Consider the following 17,616-nt stretch of genomic DNA (forward strand, 5'->3'; position numbering starts at 1 on the left):
TACTTGTAAGTTATAAAACTAATGATGAGGTGAGGCTATGTTTTCGGCTGAAAAATTGAAAAATCGTCGTAAGGAATTGGGAATGTCACAGGCTGATGTTGCCAGACAATTGGGAATTTCCCGTCCCTCTTATTTTAACTGGGAAAACGGAAAAACCAAACCTAATCAAAAGAACTGGAACAAGCTCAGCAAGATTTTGCAGGTGAATCCTTCTTATTTTTTGTCAGAATATGAGATTGTTGAGACCTATGTTCAACTCAATAAGGGTAATAAAAAGAAGACTGTGGACTTTGCCAATCATCTTTTAGCTGAACAAGGCAAAATAAGATCTGAGTCTGGACGGAAACTCTTTGCTTACAAGGTCTACGAACGCCTGTCAGCTGGTACGGGTTATACCTACTTCAATGATGGCAACTATGATGAGGTTTTCTATGACGAGGAACTGGATCATGATTTTGCTTCTTGGGTCTTTGGAGATTCTATGGAGCCAACCTACCTTAATGGTGAAGTAGTTTTGATTAAGCAGACTGGTTTTGATTATGATGGGGCTGTTTATGCGGTTGATTGGGACGGTCAAACTTACATTAAGCGGGTTTATCGCGAACCAAATGGTCTTCGCCTAGTTTCTATCAATCAGCAGTATGCGGATAAATTCGCTCCTTACGATGAGAACCCTAGAATTGTTGGTAAAATTGTTGGCAACTTTATGCCAATCGATGCTAGTGCTTGAGAATAAAAAATAAGACTTCTGGAGAGATTCTTCTGAATCGACTCTAGGAGTCTTTTATAGTTTTATTCGATGGATCTAATTTTAACCATAGGGGAGTAAGAGTTTAGAGTGAGCTAAATCTACAGTCAGCTGATAGTCGCTATCATCGCGAATGGTATGCTCAAAATCAGTTGTGTAAAGAACCAGACGGAGCTGATCTCCCTTAGCTAAGCGGTAGATGCTAGGCTGCAAGTCTAACTGAATGGTCATCCATTGATTAGCTTGGACTGTCTTAATGGACAGCAGGTCCTGACGATTTTGAAGGTTGAGCACGGCTTTGCTGATAACCCGATATGGTGTTTGTACAAAAGGAAGTTCCATACAATTTTCGCGAACATAATTGCGGCCATTGTCAATACCTCGGGCTTCCTTGGTGGTCGGGACATCTTTGTAGCGCTTCTTGGGTCCAAAATCTAGAATTTGAGCGGACAGGATTCCCTTGTTGGCTGAGGATCTGATTTTCAGGTTCAGGCGTGGACGACCATTGAGCAGGAGGTCGTTATCCAAGGTCAAATCGAGAGTAACTTGGTTAGCCTTGCCCTCAAAGAGTTGGGCCTTGAACGTATTGAAATCCTTGGCATAACGATCAAAATCTTTTTGGTTATAGTGGTTATCAATGACCGCTTGATCTTGGCCTAAAACAAGGGAGTGATAGTTGGTCCCGCCAAAATCTTCTAAACTTTGCCAGCCTTGTTCTTGGCTATTGTCCTGCCAGATGATGCTTGGTAACCAAAAACCGTTGTTTAGGCCCAAGAGTTTATGAGTCAGGAGGGCGTTCATGCTTTCTCGGAAATCAATGGATTGCCAGTTATTCATGTAAACGTGCATGCCATTGTGAAAGAAAAGGTGTTTTTTAATATCAGAAGGAAGAGCTTTAAAGAATTGATAAGCATGAAGTGGCTTGACATTCCAATCCTGACTACCGTGAGTTAGAACAACTTCAGCTTTAACTGCTTTGGCATGACTGACATAGTTTCGGTCCTGCCAAAACTGGCTATAGTCTCCCCTGTCTCTTTTGAGGTCTTGGCTCATCTGCTTGAGGAAGGCCTGATAGGCTTGGTTGCTGCGAAGGTATTCGCCGCCTAGGAGATTTCTGGAATAAGTATATTCGGTCAAAACATCTAAGTCTTCACCAGGATACCCCCCTGGACTAGACACGAGGCCGTTTTCACGATAGTAGTCATACCAGGAGGAAATACCGGCTTCGGCAATGATGACTTCCAAACCATCGACAGCAGTAGTAGCCAAGGCATTGGACATCGTTCCCAGATAGGAAATTCCTGTAGTAACCACTTTGCCAGAAGCCCAGTCAGCTTTGACTTGGCTGGTTCGTTTGAGACTGGTATAGGCAACAGCCCGGCCATTGAGCCAGTCAATGACAGCCCGAAAAGCATTGACTTGCTGATAGTCTCCGCTGGTCATAAACCCTTCAGAAGCCAAAGTGCCTAAACCTGAGACATAGATATTGGCAAAACCTCGAGCTAGAAGGTAGTCGTTGAGGCTGTAGTTGGCAATATGGGTAAAAGTCTCACAGGCAGGTTCTTGAGGGGCTTGTGATTTGTTGTAGGTCACTTGAGGGATGGGCTTTTCTTCGATTTCAATCTGACCAGTAGGTTTAACAGCTAATTCACCATCCATCTTGTGCATTTTTTTATCATTTGCCACAGGATTAGTACCTTGATGGTATGGGCTGGCGGTCATGGTTGTTGGAATAGGTTGATTGGCTTGAGGCCGCAGAATATGGACGCGAATCAAGTCGTTTTTCCCATCTTGATCGCTGTCAATACTGGTTTCAACATAGACAACTTCGCGAATAATCTGGCTGGTATCGAAGGTTGCCAAACTTTTCCCATTGAAGTAGTGATAATGGTTGTCAGCAGGAATAAGTCCCTGACTGACCAGTTTATCAATCAGGGTCATGCCTGTTTTTTGTCTGGTTGCCAATAATTGATAGAGATTTAAAATAAACTGATCCTCTTGGTATTGAATAGGGAAATTTGTCTGATCCAGAAAATCAGTGACCTCTTCAAAATCGACATGGGGAACAAAGTCCAGAATTTGGCAAGCTATCGTATAAAAAATTTCTTCAGTCAGATGTCTGTCAGATTGAAAGAAAGACAGTAGATCTGTCTCAGGATCGGCTATCCAATTGCTTAAGGGAATATCAGTATCACCATAGTGGAAGAAAATTTTGCGAAGGAAACGTTCCAGATTGGCCTTGGCTGATTCTTTTAGGGAGACAGAGAAACCTAGTTCTTGTAATTCTGCTTCAGCTTCTTGGACTGAAAGGGGAATGTAGCTAAATTGATTGAAGCGCATGCTCTTACCTCACTAGTAAACGTTTTATTTTCAGTAATACCTTTACTTTATCTATTATACTTGATAAAATGGTAGCTGTCTAAATACTTGTTAAGGAGAAAGGAAGTCTAGACGAATGAATGAATTTTTTAAAGAAGCCCTGACACATGAATGGCTGGTGAAGTATGCCACAGAGGTTATTGCAACTGCTCTCATGGTTTTGATTGGGAATGGTTCTGTTGCCAATGTTGAACTGAAGGGAACCAAAGGCCATAAATCAGGTTGGCTTGTTATCGGTTTTGGTTATGGCTTTGCCGTAATGTTGCCAGCTCTTATGTTTGGTACCGTTTCTGGTAATCACATCAACCCTGCCTTTACGCTTGGTTTGGCTGTTTCAGGTCTTTTCAAATGGACCTATGTCCCAGGTTATCTGATTGCTCAAATGTTGGGAGCTATGTTGGGACAAGGTATCTTGGTAATGGGACATGCGGCCTACTATCAAAAGACAGAAGATCCAAATGCCATCCTTGGTTCTTTCTCGACTATCTCTGCCTTGGATGATGGTACAGAAGAAAGTCGCCGTCCTTCCACTATCAATGGTTTCATCAACGAGTTTATCGGAACTTTTGTTCTGGTCTTTGGTGCTTTGGCATTGACTCATAATTACTTTGGATCTGAGGCTCTTAAAGATGCTGCTCAACAAACTGGTATGACTGTCGATGCCTTGACACAGCAAAGTCCGCAAATTCCTTTGATGACTGGTGGGGCTCTGGGGGCTGCTCACCTTGGTCTTGGCTTCTTAGTTGCAGCCTTGGTTATTTCCCTCGGTGGACCGACCGGCCCTGCCCTTAATCCAGTGCGTGACCTTGGTCCTCGTTTGCTCCACCATCTTTTGCCTGAAACCGTTCTTGGTGAACATAAGGGTGATTCAAAATGGTGGTATGCTTGGGTGCCCGTTGTTGCACCAATCATTGCCGGTATCATTGCTGTGGCTGCCTTTAAAGCGCTGTATATGTAATTGGTCAAAAGAAAGGAGCAAGTTTGTCTTGCTTCTTTTTTATCCTTAATCATATTCTCTGAGCTTTTAATACTCTTTGAAAATCAAAATGATCCTTTGATGATGTCCCCTACCACACTCCAGTATTACAAGCTGTTGCTTGCTTAGTCTCTAGCCAAGTTATCAGTAGCTCGTTGTCTAATCTGGTTTTAATTTTTTGACTATCAATCATTGCCAGTTTTGCAAGTAATTTTATAAAAAAATCTAGCCAAAGCTAGATTTTTTTAGTTAGGGATGAGCGGATAAGCATGGTACCAGTAAAGATAACGATACCTACGACTAAGACTTTTAAAGTATTGAGGTCGATATTTGTAAGAAAGAATACAGCGATGAGAACACCGATAATGCCTCCCAAAACTAGGCCGGCATAACCGGTCCAGTTGACGCGGTCGGCTTTGATAAATTGAGTACTGGAGGCTGTCATAATCATAGCAGCATCCAGCATCATAACTGGCATGGCAATGGTTGGGCTCAATCCCATCAAGGAGAAGAAAATCAACTCAGGAGCATAATTCCCTAGTCCCATGGTCATAAGCACACCGATAGCAAAGTTGAAGCCAACACCGATAGCCAGCCAAATACCGTGTAAGCCATGGACAGATGTTGATAAATTCCCGCCGGGATTCGTTAGCATACGGTAGACCATGATCAAAGCGGCAACAATCAGAAGTAGCCCCAAAATTCGTTGGACAAGGCGTTCATTCCAATTTTTGGTGATTCGAGTGCCAAAAAGGGCTCCAAAGAAGGAGGCGGAAGCCATTAGAATTAAGGTTAAGGGTTCAACCTTGACGACTAAAATGAAGCAGAGGGCCTGTACCATGACAGGGATAACATGAGCCGTGTTCATAGTTCCAGGCAGTTTACTATCATCATCGTTGAGTTTGGTGATTTTAAAAAGAGTAGTCGTCGTTGCGAAAGAGCCAATCCCCAGCGTATCTAGCATATCGGTGACTAATCCAATCCAAAATCCAGTTGTAAAACGCTGGAAAATATTTATTTTTTTATGGCGAATATGAAGGGTCAGCTCAATGATAACGATAATCATAGCCAACACCAGTACTGTCTGAATCAGGTGTAAAATTAGATTTTCATTCATGTACCTAGTTTACAGAAAAAGCTAGTAATAGTAAATAGTTTTTGCTTAAAGCATATAATTATTTGTCAAATGAAAAGAATTTGACTAAAATGGAAGCAGTTAGGAGAAAAATGATGTCATTATTTGAAGGAATTACTTTAGCAGCACCGTTTTTTCGTATCAATAATCGGGAGCGTAATACGGAATTTTATCGCAAGAACTTAGGGTTTAAAGTTTTAAAAGAGGAAAATTCTGAGGTTTTTTTCAGCGGCTATGTCAATAAAAATGTCAAACTTGTTATTGAAGAATCCCCGTCCATGCGCGTGCGGGAGGTCGAAGGACCAAAGAAGCTTAATCGCTTAGAAGTTAAGACTCAAAATCCTGCTGAAATTGAGGCTCTTTTAGCTCAGGGAGTAGCTTATAAGCGACTCTTTAAGGGGGAGAGAGGCTATGCCTATGAAGTCATTTCGCCAGAAAATGATGTTGTCCTCCTTCACGCCGAGGAGAGTAGTGATTGTTTGGAAGAAATTTCTGGGATTGGTCTGACCTTCGCTGCTTTGCCAGATTTTCAAGGGCTGTCCGATTTCCAAATTGCTAATTTGGTTCTGAACGTTGCTGATTTAAAAGCTTCTCAGGGGTTTTACCAAGTCCTAGCTGGACTAGCCTTTTTACCGACTTTAAAGGCAGCTCAAGGTCCAGATCTGCAGGCAGCTGAGAACACCACTTGGGATCTTGAAATTATTGATTATCAAGTTCCAGCTGATTATGATTTTACAGCTTTGAAAGCTTATTTGGAAGCTGCAGGCCTTTCAGTATACCTCGACAAAGGGAAAACTGTACTTGTGATTTCTGATCCTAGTCAAATTGAATTATGGTTTAGCAAATGAAAAAGATTTTAGACAAAATAGAGCGACAAATTGAGGCTGACATCTATCATGGTGCCAGCCTTGCCCTTTACAATGAACATTGGCAGGAATTCTACTTGGGAACTTTAGATGGTAAGCAGCCAGTTGTGCCAGGGTTAACTTATGATTTAGCCAGTGTGTCCAAGGTGGTCGGTGTGGGGACGGTACTGATTCAGATGGTTAAGGAGGGCGTCGTCAAATTAGATTGGCCGCTTAGGGCCTATTATCCAGCTTTTGCTAATAATAGCGTGACTATCCGCCAGCTGCTGACTCATACATCGGGCATTGATCCCTATATTCCCAACCGTCACAAATTAGACGCTGAATCCTTGATTGAGGCTATCAATCATATTCAGGTAACCAGTCAGCATGAGTTTAAATACACGGATATCAACTTTATTTTGTTGGGGCTGATGCTGGAAACTCTGACTAGCCAAACTCTAGCTAATGTATTTAAGCAGAGGGTTTTTAAACCATTTGCCATGAAGGAAACTAACTTTGGTCCAGTCTCAGTAGCAGTCCCGACGGTCAAAGGAGTATTACCCGGAGTGGTGCATGACCCTAAGGCCAAGGTCTTGGGAGTTCATACGGGATCGGCAGGGCTTTTTTCGACGCTGAAGGATTTGGAAAAATTTTTGAATGCCTATTTACAAAGGGATTTTGCGACTTATCTCAATCACAATTTTGCACCTTCGGGTTCAAAAGAACGCAGTTTGGCTTGGGACAAGCAGGGTGACTGGCTCCTGCATACGGGCTACACAGGAACCTTTGTTCTCTACAACCGGAAAGCGCAGAAAGCAGCTATCTTCCTTTCCAATCGGACTTATGAAAGGGATGAACGTGCTCAGTGGATTTTGGATCGGGATCAATTAATTACAGTCATCAAGGAGGAGCTCTGATGCGTTCTACCTTGCTTCTAAGAGGTATCAATGTAGGTGGTAAGAATAAGATTGTTATGGCTGACTTGGTTAAGTAGCTGAGTAGTAGGGAGTAGGGTTATCGTCAAGCTGCGACCTCTGTTAATTCCGGCAACCTCTTTTTTAATAGTGAAAGACTAGAAGCTGACATTATTGCGGAATTCAAAGCCTTCTTGCAGCCAACTTTCTGTGCAGACCTTCGCCCTTATAGCGTCCAAGGGTTTTGCAGCAGACGAGCTGCCGAATTGGTGACTGATGATTTAACCAGAAAGAATGTGCTTTTTACAATTGGATAGTAAGATGGTGCAAAAGCTTATTGAAACGTTGGGACTGGCTGATGAGACTGTCCATTTTGGGCATTTAGGTATCTACTGTACTGGGGCAAATACCAGGAAAAAAGTTTCTTCAAGATGGCTTACCATAAGGTCCCTCTCAAGCAACCCTTCTATAAGGAAATGCCTATTCGCAATCATAAGAAGACCAATGCTAAGCTGGCAGATTATCTTAGGCTTTCTCATGACCATCTGTAATATCTGTTAAAGCCTTTTTAGAAGCTAACTGTGACTGTTTTTTAAAAGTTTCATAAAATCCGCTAGGAAGTAGCCTAGCGGATTTTTCTAAAGCTCAAAAATTGCCACAGACTTTGAAAAGGCCCATGGCAAATCTAGCTTATTTATGTTATTTTCTTTTCAGATCTCAACAACAACCATTTGTTTCGTCTCAAAATAAAGTGCAATAGTACATATAAGATATAAGCAAACACACCGGTCGCAAAGGTATAGATAGTCCATTTTATCAACTGGATGATAAAGATTGTTGGACTGGCTGCCAAAGTCGTTACCCAGTCTCTGAGATTCCAAAGTTCGTAATAGAAGCGATTATCATGGATAAGGTAGACCATAAAGGTCGACCGTCCCAAAAAGGCCATTAGTCTACTATCTGGTAGTGACAGGCGTCGGAAGAGTTCAAAAATACAGATAGCAACGATAATAACGACTAAACTACTATTATTAAAGTTAGGAATACGCTGGAGAAAGATTTCTGTAGAGTCACTTTTTATGTAGGTTTGAATCCTAGTTACGACAGTATTATAACCAGAAATCAAAACCAAGACATAAACTAGCATGGGAAGGAGGAATAAAACATAGGTCCGTACTCTGGAAAGGACGTCAAACCTCCTAACAAATCCTGCAAAGGAATAGAGAAAGACTCCTGTCAAGAAGACCTCTAACCCTGTCGCAAAAGATCTCATAATATGATTGGTCCAAGAAAAAGTTATCAGAGCTAAAAAGACAAGAAGAAAACTAGCATACTGCTTATATTCCAGTTGTTTGAGAAACTTATTTAAGAACAGTTTTCCAAAAAGAATCACAACAAAATAATAACCGACAAACCAAAATCGCTCATTGATCCGCATAAATCGCTGGAGACCTGAAAATATATCTGGCCGTAGGTGATGCAGCCAAGGAGAAAGGCAGGTTAATAAGATAGCCGCAAATAAAAGTTGATAGAGCAGCTTCTTAGAAATCTTTCCGATCTGAATAGTATCAGGTTCTCTATTGGCCATAAAATATCCAGAAACCAGAATAAATAAGGCATTGCCAATACTACCAAAGGTCATAATAACATTCAAAATTAGCAGACGAGGGTAGAAGACAGGCTGATTAAAGACTTCTACTGCCTCTCTCCCCAAGTCTTCGGGAGAGACTAGCTGGACTCTGATACAGTGTCTGACAATGTGGTACATAATAATCATAAACAGAGCTACAATACGTAATAACTCGATATTTGCACGTCTTATTTTCTTTTTTGTTTCCATCTTCATTTCTTAATTTACTATTACACCCTCTGCTAAATCATCCCCAGTAAGCAAAACTGGTTATGGATACACAGGGAAAGCCTTGACGAATTAACTTATAGCTGTAAAACTATCAAGTTTCAGTTTTCAGTTTATCAATAATCTGGCTTGACGTCCATTATTAGGTTAAAATCGTTAAAAATGCAGTTGGTAGATTGTAGGTTTGAACTATATTAGATGAGTCCGGAAACTGATTTATTTCGTCATTGATGGTAGCGTTCGTCATTGATAGTAACGCCAAATAACTCAAACTCAGCTTTTGGTTTAAATCTTTTTCCCAATTGTAATAAGGTTGAGCCACGATCTGAAAAGTCTTGAACCTCGCATTATAATCAATCATCCATTGGCGGCCACGAAAAGTGCTTGAGCACTAATCAGCGGGCTAGCCCAAACAGCCTAAACTGATGTTACTTTGTTCAGATGATGCTTGGCACTTAACTTGACTGACAATTCAAACCTAGAAATAATCAAAAAAGGGGAGAATTTTATATACTTTAAAAATCGAAATCATACGTCGGTGTATTGTGTACTTATAATGAAGGGATGAGAGAAATCAGTAATTCAAAGGATTGATTCTCTCTCCCCACCTTTGCCATCTTGTAGACTTGTTGTATTATAAGTAAAGTAAAAGACTCTGCCAAAATGGCAAAGCCTTTTTTTATTAATGGATTTTATTTAGCTTGGCCTGAGAGAGCTTCAGCAGCATCATCCATTGAAAGAACTTCATGGAAGACACGTTGTGTCAATTCAGTCTTTTGTTCCTTAGTCAGGTACTTAGTGTTGACACAGTATCCAGAGATACGAACGATAACATCTTCCCCGCTCATAATCTTGTCGTAGACATCTTTGAGATCCATGACATTGAGGTTGACGTGTTGGCCACCGTTTTCAAAGTAACCATCGAGGATAGTAACCAAGTTATCAACTTGTTCTTCACGAGTCTTACCAAGAGCACGTGGTGAAACTTGGGTTGTCAATGAGATACCATCAGCTGCATAAGCAAAGTCAAGGCTAGCAAGAGAGTTAAGATTTTGCAACCAGCCACCTTTAGCCTTGTTTGATGGGTTGGCACCTGGTGAGAAGAATTCCAACTTAGATAGGTTGACAGTGCCATCTTCGTTGAGGTAAACACCCTTGTGGACTGGTGAGTTACCTGTTTGTTTAGAGTAAGCTACATTAGATGTAATGGTCAAGAGTGATACAGTTGCTTCGGCATTCTTGTAGAGCTTGTGGCTACGAAGACGAGTTGTGTAAGCTTCGATCAACCATTCAGCCAATTCATTAGAACGAGGGTCATCTTCACCCCAACGTGGATAGTCACCAATTGTTTCGTAATCGTAGATGTAGCCATCTTCGTCGCGGATTGGTTTAACAGTAGCATACTTGATGGCAGCCAAAGTATCAACAGTATTGGCAAAACCACAGATACCAAATCCCATGTTAGCCCGTTGATGAGTTGGCAGGAATGCCATTTGAACAGCTTCGTAGTTATATTTATCAGTCATGTAGTGAATGATATTGAGGGCATCTACATAAGTATCAGTCAACCAATCAAGAGATTTTTCGAAATTAGCTTTAACGGTGTCAAAGTCAAGTACGTCGTCACGAATAGGTTCGATATCGAAGACCTTGTAGTCCTTATGAACATCATCATAACCACCATTAAGGCCGGTCAAGAGAGCTTTCAGCACGTTGACACGAGCACCGAAGTATTGGATGTTGTGACGTTGTTCTTCATTTTCTGGGTCGAGCGGTGATACACAGCATGAGATACATGACATTTCACCATACCCATCTTTAGCCATCGTTGTTACACCTTCATATTGGATAGAAGAGTGCTTGTGGCTCATGTGCATACAGTAGTGACGGAAAGCGTATGGTAATTTGTCAGTCCAAAGAACGGTCAAGTTTGGTTCTGGAGCATTGCCGATGTTATCCAAGGTGTTAAGGAAACGATAGTCCATCTTAGTAACACGGTGGCGACCATCTGCTCCCATACCTGCCATAGAGGTTGTGATGAAGGTTGGATCACCTGAGTAGAGCTCATCGTAAGCTTTGGTCCGAGCAAACTTAACAGTACGCAATTTCAGAACGAAATCATCAACAAATTCTTGGATTTCGCTTTCAGTATAAGTGCCGCGAGCCAAGTCACGTTCAGCGTAGATATCAAGAACGATTGGCACACGTCCGAGAGAAGTAGCAGCACCATTGATGACACGGCAGACAGCCATGAAGGCGATATTGGTCCATTGGATAGCTTCCTTAGTATCCATTGCAGGACGACGAACGTCAACACCGTAGAGATCACCTAATTTAACAACATCTTGCAGGGCTTGATATTGCAAGTTAACTTCTTCACGCAGACGAATGGTTTCTTCGTCAATTTCAGTCAAGGCGTTCCAGTCATTAACTTTTTCTTGCATGAGGTAGTCAGCACCATAGAGAGCCAAACGTGCGTAAACCCCAATAATACGACCGCGTGAATAAGCATCTGGCAAACCAGTTACAGTGTGAGCGTGACGGGCACGACGGATGTTGGAAGTATAAGCACGGAAAATACCATCATTGACAGTTGTTGCATATTTGGTAAAGATTTCATGCACTGTTGGATCTGGTTCATATCCATGTTCCTTTAAAGCAGTTTCAGCCATACGGATACCACCCTTTGGCATGAAATTAAGCTTAAAGAGTTCATCATTTTGGATACCGTAGATCAACTCTTGGTCTTTGTCAATATAACCTGCATCAATATCAGCAATTGATGTTGGACGCGTATCCATCGGGAAACGGCCAGTTTCTTCATAGCCAGCTTTCGTATCTTCTACAATTTTTTTGACATGAAGCGTCCGTTCAGTTGGACCAGCTAAGAAGCTTTCGTCACCATCATAAGGGGTGTAGTTATCTTGAACGAAACGAGCAATACTTGCTTTTTCCTTCCAATCAGTTCCTTTAAACCCTTCCCAAGCTTTTTCAAAGACATCAGCATTTGTTTTAACAGTTGCCATAAGACTAAATTCTCCTATTTCTAGTAACATGGTGGCTCTACCACCTGTTACAATTTACAGTATAATAGTAACACAGGGTAACCGTTTTCACAAGGAAAAACGGGAGAATATCCACTTTCTTTTATAATACAGATAGAATTTTTTGCTGAACTGTATTATAAATTTTTCTGCTTGGCTCTTTTGCATGAAAGTTGTATAATAAACTAACTGAGTTGTAGTCAGAAAGGAAACGTATGTTAATTTTTCCCCTCCTTAACGATACCAGTCGAAAAATCATCCATATTGATATGGATGCCTTTTTTGCCTCGGTTGAAGAGCGGGATAATCCTGACCTAGTTGGTAAGCCCGTTATTATCGGGGCTGATCCTAGAAAAACAGGTGGTAGAGGTGTCGTGTCTACCTGTAACTATGAGGCTAGAAAATTTGGTGTACATTCGGCCATGAATTCCAAGGAGGCTTTGGAACGTTGCCCTGAGGCTATTTTCATATCAGGTGACTATCAGAAGTATCGTCAGGTTGGACAGCAGATCCGAGAGATTTTTAAACGCTACACGGATTTGTTCGAACCCATGTCTATAGATGAGGCTTATCTGGATGTCACCGAAAATAAATTAGGGATTAAATCGGCTGTCAAGTTGGCTAAGATGATTCAGTTTGATATCTGGCAGGAAGTCCAGCTGACTTGTTCGGCTGGGGTTTCTTATAATAAGTTTCTGGCTAAATTGGCTAGTGACTATGACAAGCCCCATGGCTTGACCCTGATTTTACCTGATAAGGCTGAGGATTTTTTGAAGGGTCTTCCCATTGAAAAATTTTATGGGGTAGGCAAGCAGTCGGTCAAACGCTTGCATGAGCTAGGGGTTTATACGGGGCAGGATCTCTTGGAGATTCCTGAGATGACCCTGATTGATCACTTTGGACGCTTTGGTTATGACCTTTATCGCAAGGCTAGAGGTATTTCCAACAGTCCCGTTAAACCCAATCGCGTGCGCAAATCCATCGGCAGCGAGCGAACTTACGGAAAGTTACTCCGAAATGATGAAGACATTAAGGCTGAAATTTCCAAACATGTCAAGAGAGTCGCTGATACCTTAGAGCGACACAGTAAGCAGGGCAAGGTTATTGTTCTAAAAGTCCGCTATTCAGATTTTTCTACCCTAACAAAACGTCACAGTCTGGAGCTAGCCACACAGAATAGGGAACAAATCGAAAAGGAAGCTTATGCTATCTTTGCGGAACTGGAAGAAGAATCCAGTCTGGGTATCCGTCTCCTCGGTGTTACCGTAACAGATTTAGAGGATACAGGAGCCAGTGAAATGACTTTGTTTTAGCTGTTATTGCCTAACGAAGTGAAAAACTGCTTGTCTCAATTGTGTGAGACAAGCAGTTTTTTATGGAACTTTCCTTGTAAAGGGATGATTAAAATTCTGGTAATAAGTAATACAAAGATTAGAAAATCACTGTTATCAGAAAGCTAGTAAAGTCTAAATTAGAGAAAGGGAACAAACCAAATTAATAAGAGGTTTGTTCCCTTAACTTTTCTCGTAGGTGATTCTAGCTCTCAATCAGGAAGCTTAATAATAGAATAGGCTGGAATGATTAGCCCTTTTGAACCTTGAGCGGATTTTTGAGAAAAGTATCGAACTTATACTCTCTTAATCAAGCAGCGCAATCAATAGTTTAGTGACGATGGCAAAACTGCTAATCCAATAAAAGTCAACGCTATTGCGAGCAATATTAAGAGGTTGGCTAGGGAGAGTAGATTGCCTTTGTCAGTGATAATAATAAATTCTGTTAAGCAGACGGCAGCAATTATGCAGAGAAATAATGTTAGATATCAATTGAAGAAAGGAAGGCGTCAAGGGAGATGAACTGAAAGGATCATTATTATTTTGACACCAAAGTTTATGATGTTTTGAAAGAATCTGTGAACCAAGACTTAGTTTAAGGCATTGAGCAGTTTGGCTGAGCGACGGCTATTGATATAAAGTGGCAGATAGAAGAGTTGCAAGACCATGTTGAGATTGAGTCCGACAGCCATGAGGTCGGCAAAAATATTGATGAAAAAGAGGCTGTACCCCAGCATATAAGGAAGTTCTGAAAGGTTGTCCTTCCGTTTGAAGCGAATGTGATTTCTAAAGGCCAAGCTCATGATAGCAATGTTAAAAATAATATTGACACAATGATTGAACTGAACGCTGGTCGTGACCGAATGCAATATCTCTTTAATATAAGCTAAATCGGCCTGACTCAGTCCGCTATCCTGATAGATGCCTGACTTGAGTCCAAAGTGCAACATTAGCAGTCCCAGCAGGGCCAGAATATTTAGTACTAAATTAATTAAGTGGAGGATGGCTACGGTACGGTTGGATTCCCTAAAGATCGTTTGTATGTCTTTGATGGGCATATTAGTCTCCTGAGTTTATGAATGGTTCTTAAAAAAGTTGGCAATATCGGCTTGGCTGATGCCGATCATGGGGGCAATGGTGAGCAGATTGTCCTCGGTTAAACGATAGATTTCTGGAGCAGTTTTTATGTTTTCTTCTGACAGCAGTCCGGTACCTGTAGTCCCATTAAACTCTGCTCTTCCCATATCTGAAGTTGAAGCAGAACCAGTTTTCTTTGGCTTGTTATCAAGATCCTGCGATAGTGGAGCTTCGGCTTGAACTTTTGTCTGGGAAATTTTCTCATTGCGGTCAGTTGGGTTAAAACGTTGGACAAGATAGGTTTTGCGCTGAGTTCCCTGATTTTTAACAGCATAATCAAAAGCAGACATCTCTCCCAACATGATCAGCTTACTCTTGGAACGGGTGATAGCTGTGTAGATGAGATTGCGCTGGAGCATACGACCGCTCTGGCGCGTGAGAGGCAGAATAACTACCTGAAACTCACTTCCTTGGGATTTATGGATAGACATAGCATAGGCTAGGGTGATTTTGTGCCATTCATTGCGGGGATAAACCACTTGGCTGCCATCAAAATCTAGCCAGATTTCATCCTGTTTACTCTCGGTATATTTTCCGGGAATCAAGTCAGTAATATAGCCGATATCACCGTTGAAGACATTGAGCTCAGCATCGTTAATCAGGTGGAGGACCTTGTCATTTTTTCTGAACTTTAGGTCGTTAAAGAGAAACTGACTGTTTCCGTCTTTTAAGGGATTGAGTAGTTCCTGCATAAGAGTGTTAAGATTAGTAATTCCCGCTTGACCGCGGTACATAGGAGCCAGAATTTGGATTTCCTGAGCTTTGATGCCGCTGCGGATAGCAGAGCTAACAATCTGTTGGACCATACTAGGAATATGATTAGCTTGAGATTCAAAATAGGAGCGATCGGCTTTTTTAGCTGTAAAGTCATCCGGCAGCTGTCCTTGACGAATCTGACTGGCTAGGGTGACGATAGTGGAATCTTCTGACTGACGAAAAATTTTTGTCAAAGTTACTTGGGGCAAACCAGCAATTTTTAAGAGATCTGCCAAAACTTGTCCAGGGCCAACAGAAGGCAACTGATCACTATCGCCAACGATAATGATTTGAGTATTACTTGAGATAGCGGTAAACAATTGATTGGCTAACCAAGTATCCACCATGGAAAATTCATCAATAATAATTAGATCGCAGTCCAGATAGTCATCTAAAGCCTGAAAATTGCTGTCATCAGTGGTCAAGCCTAGATGGCGGTGGATAGTAGCTGCTGGCAGACCAGTCAGTTCACTCATCCGTCGGCTGGCTCGACCGGTAGGAGCAGCCAGTATGATAGGAATATCTCCCTTATGGAGGTCAATTTGATTGAGCTCGGCATAGGTCTTAATTAGTCCCTTGATGACAGTAGTTTTACCAGTACCAGGACCCCCTGTCAAGAGAAAAATCTTACTGGTCAGAGCTTTGACAATGGCTTGCTTTTGACTGTCATCGTAATGGACCCCCAGTTCGGTTTGAACAGTCATCAGTTCTTCTTCAATTTGCTGAGCTTGATAGTCTTGCTTGAGGGGAAAGTCGAGAATCCGCCGGAGGTTGTTTTTGATTCCTTCTTCGGCGTAGAAAAGAGTGTTATCAAAAATGCGGGTTTCTATATTTTGTACCTTGTCTTCGGCAATTAAATTGGTTAATTCATTAGCGACTAGAGCTGGATTTAGTTCTATCTGACGGGCCTCTTCTAGTAGATTGACGGCATTTTCTAGTAAGTCACGCGCCTCGACATAGGTGTCTCCTCTTTCCAGCGAAGTTTCGGTTAGGCTGTGGACAAGGGCGGCTCGGAAACGTTGAGGAGAGTCGCTCTCGATGCCCAGCTGTTCAGCGAGGTTATCCGCAATTTTAAAACCAATCCCTTTGATATCTTCAACCAGCTGGTAGGGATTTTCTTGAATGATATCCAGAGTTTCTTCTTTATAACTGTCATAGATGTCCAGCGCCTGACGGTTGCTGAGGCCAAACTCAGCTAGCTTTGAGAGAATTTGTTCTGTTCCATAATTGGCTCTCAATCTGGCTAGAAAGTTGGCTCGATTGGCCTTAGAGAAACCTGCAATAGCTTCTAATTTTTCAGGCTGGGCCAGAATTTTGTCAATGGTATTGTCATCACCATAAGTCTCGACAATCCTTTGGGCGGTTTTTTTCCCAATACCTTTAAAGTTATCGCTAGAAAAATATTTGATGAGACCGGCCGAGGTTAACTGGGCTCGCTCATAGCGACTGGCTTTGAGCTGTTCTCCGTACTTGGGGTGCTGGGTCAGCTGGCCCCAAAAGGTATAATCTTCGCCTTCTATGATATCTGCCATAGTACCCGTTATGATGATTTCAAAGTCATCATAATCGGAAGCATTAGTTTCTTCGATTTCGAGCAGGAGAATTTTAAAGAAGTTACTGGCATTTTCAAAGATGATGCGATCAACAGTTCCTGAAAAGTAGAGTTCCGTCATGATTGTTTTCCTTGCTTGTTTGCCTAATTCAGGGGTTGTTTTCTTCTGGGTTAGTTTTATAAATTTTCTTGAACTTTGAGAGATAGTTTAGATTATTATAGCGGCTGCCTTAGCAAAAAAGAGGGGGCGGGGAGACGCAGCTGGGCGCCGTCTCCCCGCCCCCTCTTATCATTTATTCTGGATTACCAATTTCGGTCAGAGGCCAGAAACGGAATTTCACTTCCCCGATGATGCTGTCTTCTTTAAAGGTTCCAACTGCTCGGCTATCTTTGGAAACGATGCGATCATCGCCTAAGAGTAAGTAGGATCCCTTAGGCACCTTGACCGTGAAGCTGGCGTTGCCTTCTTTGTCAACAGTAAAGGCCTGAGCTGACCGAGCTAATTGTTGAAAGTAGCTATTGTAGCTGTAGGTTGACTGCAACTTATCCTGAGCAAATTTTGTTTGGTAGCTCTTGAGATAAGCTTCCTTGACTGTCTTACCATTAACGGTTAATTTGTCATGATCGTAGGTGATGGTATCGCCAGGCATCCCAATGACGCGCTTGACAATTTGCTTAGATCTGCCGCTTTCTGTTTCTTTGGCAACGACAATGTCAAAGCGGTCAATTTTGGCAGTCCTAGCGACGAAAAGCCTTTGGTGGCCGGCTAGGGTTGGGTCCATAGAATGACCATCAACAGTTACGAGAGTCCAGAGAAAGATACGACTGAGGAGGATAGCGATTATAATGATGAGAAGGACTCCCCACTCCTTCATAAAGTAGAGAAAAGGGGAATCAAAGTAACTAATTGTTTTTTTCTTAGATGTAATAGCAGACAT

At 41.9% G+C, this 17,616-nt stretch carries 11 protein-coding genes and 2 pseudogenes; 6 read left to right on the forward strand and 7 right to left on the reverse strand.

The window, feature by feature from the left end:
* The first annotated feature begins 37 nt into the window (after positions 1-37).
* Entirely contained in the window at positions 38-730 is a 693-nt protein-coding gene (locus tag G7Y32_RS07855) for a LexA family transcriptional regulator (RefSeq protein WP_165212647.1), read from the forward strand.
* A gap of 81 nt (positions 731-811) precedes the next feature.
* Here the strand turns inward: G7Y32_RS07855 and G7Y32_RS07860 are convergent, their stop codons facing one another.
* The gene (locus G7Y32_RS07860; RefSeq protein WP_165212648.1) at positions 812-3,088 is read right to left on the reverse strand and encodes a Xaa-Pro dipeptidyl-peptidase; all 2,277 of its coding nucleotides are present in this window, start codon (positions 3,086-3,088) and stop codon (positions 812-814) included.
* Positions 3,089-3,203: 115 nt separating this feature from the next.
* Here G7Y32_RS07860 and gla point away from each other — a divergent pair, with 115 nt between their 5' ends.
* The gene (gla, locus tag G7Y32_RS07865; RefSeq protein WP_165212650.1) at positions 3,204-4,085 is read left to right on the forward strand and encodes an aquaglyceroporin Gla; all 882 of its coding nucleotides are present in this window, start codon (positions 3,204-3,206) and stop codon (positions 4,083-4,085) included.
* Between the two features lie 253 nt (positions 4,086-4,338).
* Here the strand turns inward: gla and G7Y32_RS07870 are convergent, their stop codons facing one another.
* Positions 4,339-5,220, reverse strand: a complete 882-nt coding sequence (locus tag G7Y32_RS07870; RefSeq protein ID WP_165212652.1) for a sulfite exporter TauE/SafE family protein — start codon at positions 5,218-5,220, stop codon at positions 4,339-4,341.
* Between the two features lie 113 nt (positions 5,221-5,333).
* Here G7Y32_RS07870 and G7Y32_RS07875 point away from each other — a divergent pair, with 113 nt between their 5' ends.
* The 3 genes and pseudogenes from G7Y32_RS07875 (at position 5,334) to G7Y32_RS10555 (ending at position 7,551) form a co-directional block, all read left to right on the forward strand.
* Complete coding sequence (locus tag G7Y32_RS07875; protein ID WP_165212754.1) at positions 5,334-6,086, forward strand: CppA N-terminal domain-containing protein; 753 nt, start codon at positions 5,334-5,336, stop codon at positions 6,084-6,086.
* A complete protein-coding gene (locus tag G7Y32_RS07880) occupies positions 6,083-7,003 on the forward strand; it encodes a serine hydrolase domain-containing protein (RefSeq protein WP_165212654.1) in 921 nt (306 codons plus the stop codon). The genes G7Y32_RS07875 and G7Y32_RS07880 overlap by 4 nt, the downstream gene beginning before the upstream one ends.
* Positions 7,003-7,551: pseudogene (locus G7Y32_RS10555) on the forward strand (DUF1697 domain-containing protein). Before G7Y32_RS07880 ends, G7Y32_RS10555 begins: the two are co-directional and overlap by 1 nt.
* A 143-nt stretch (positions 7,552-7,694) precedes the next feature.
* Here the strand turns inward: G7Y32_RS10555 and G7Y32_RS07890 are convergent.
* A complete protein-coding gene (locus tag G7Y32_RS07890; RefSeq protein ID WP_165212656.1) occupies positions 7,695-8,840 on the reverse strand; it encodes an acyltransferase family protein in 1,146 nt (381 codons plus the stop codon).
* Between the two features lie 710 nt (positions 8,841-9,550).
* Entirely contained in the window at positions 9,551-11,884 is a 2,334-nt protein-coding gene (pflB, locus tag G7Y32_RS07895) for a formate C-acetyltransferase (RefSeq protein WP_165212658.1), read from the reverse strand.
* A 233-nt stretch (positions 11,885-12,117) separates the two neighbouring features.
* On the opposite strand from pflB, the gene dinB reads away from it, so the two are divergent.
* The gene (dinB, locus tag G7Y32_RS07900) at positions 12,118-13,215 is read left to right on the forward strand and encodes a DNA polymerase IV (RefSeq protein ID WP_165212668.1); all 1,098 of its coding nucleotides are present in this window, start codon (positions 12,118-12,120) and stop codon (positions 13,213-13,215) included.
* Positions 13,216-13,823: 608 nt separating this feature from the next.
* Here the strand turns inward: dinB and G7Y32_RS07905 are convergent.
* The 3 genes and pseudogenes from G7Y32_RS07905 to lepB form a co-directional block, all read right to left on the reverse strand.
* A complete protein-coding gene (locus G7Y32_RS07905) occupies positions 13,824-14,291 on the reverse strand; it encodes a hypothetical protein (protein WP_165212670.1) in 468 nt (155 codons plus the stop codon).
* Positions 14,292-14,492: 201 nt separating this feature from the next.
* Positions 14,493-16,799 (reverse strand): annotated as a pseudogene (gene recD2, locus G7Y32_RS07910) (SF1B family DNA helicase RecD2); the annotation flags it as partial.
* A gap of 172 nt (positions 16,800-16,971) precedes the next feature.
* Positions 16,972-17,616, reverse strand: a complete 645-nt coding sequence (lepB, locus tag G7Y32_RS07915) for a signal peptidase I (protein WP_165212674.1) — start codon at positions 17,614-17,616, stop codon at positions 16,972-16,974.

It is taken from the genome of Streptococcus tangpeifui, from assembly GCF_011038795.1.
Taxonomy (GTDB): domain Bacteria; phylum Bacillota; class Bacilli; order Lactobacillales; family Streptococcaceae; genus Streptococcus; species Streptococcus tangpeifui.

Excerpts from the sequence above, each read along its gene's own strand:
- G7Y32_RS07880 (WP_165212654.1), top strand. The coding sequence starts at position 6,083 with ATGAAAAAGATTTTAGACAAAATAGAGCGACAAATTGAGGCTGACATC.
- gla (WP_165212650.1), top strand. The coding sequence starts at position 3,204 with ATGAATGAATTTTTTAAAGAAGCCCTGACACATGAATGGCTGGTGAAG.
- G7Y32_RS07870 (WP_165212652.1), bottom strand. The coding sequence starts at position 5,220 with ATGAATGAAAATCTAATTTTACACCTGATTCAGACAGTACTGGTGTTG.
- G7Y32_RS07860 (WP_165212648.1), bottom strand. The coding sequence starts at position 3,088 with ATGCGCTTCAATCAATTTAGCTACATTCCCCTTTCAGTCCAAGAAGCT.
- G7Y32_RS07855 (WP_165212647.1), top strand. The coding sequence starts at position 38 with ATGTTTTCGGCTGAAAAATTGAAAAATCGTCGTAAGGAATTGGGAATG.
- lepB (WP_165212674.1), bottom strand. The coding sequence starts at position 17,616 with ATGTCTGCTATTACATCTAAGAAAAAAACAATTAGTTACTTTGATTCC.
- G7Y32_RS07875 (WP_165212754.1), top strand. The coding sequence starts at position 5,334 with ATGTCATTATTTGAAGGAATTACTTTAGCAGCACCGTTTTTTCGTATC.
- pflB (WP_165212658.1), bottom strand. The coding sequence starts at position 11,884 with ATGGCAACTGTTAAAACAAATGCTGATGTCTTTGAAAAAGCTTGGGAA.
- G7Y32_RS07890 (WP_165212656.1), bottom strand. The coding sequence starts at position 8,840 with ATGGAAACAAAAAAGAAAATAAGACGTGCAAATATCGAGTTATTACGT.
- dinB (WP_165212668.1), top strand. The coding sequence starts at position 12,118 with ATGTTAATTTTTCCCCTCCTTAACGATACCAGTCGAAAAATCATCCAT.
- G7Y32_RS07905 (WP_165212670.1), bottom strand. The coding sequence starts at position 14,291 with ATGCCCATCAAAGACATACAAACGATCTTTAGGGAATCCAACCGTACC.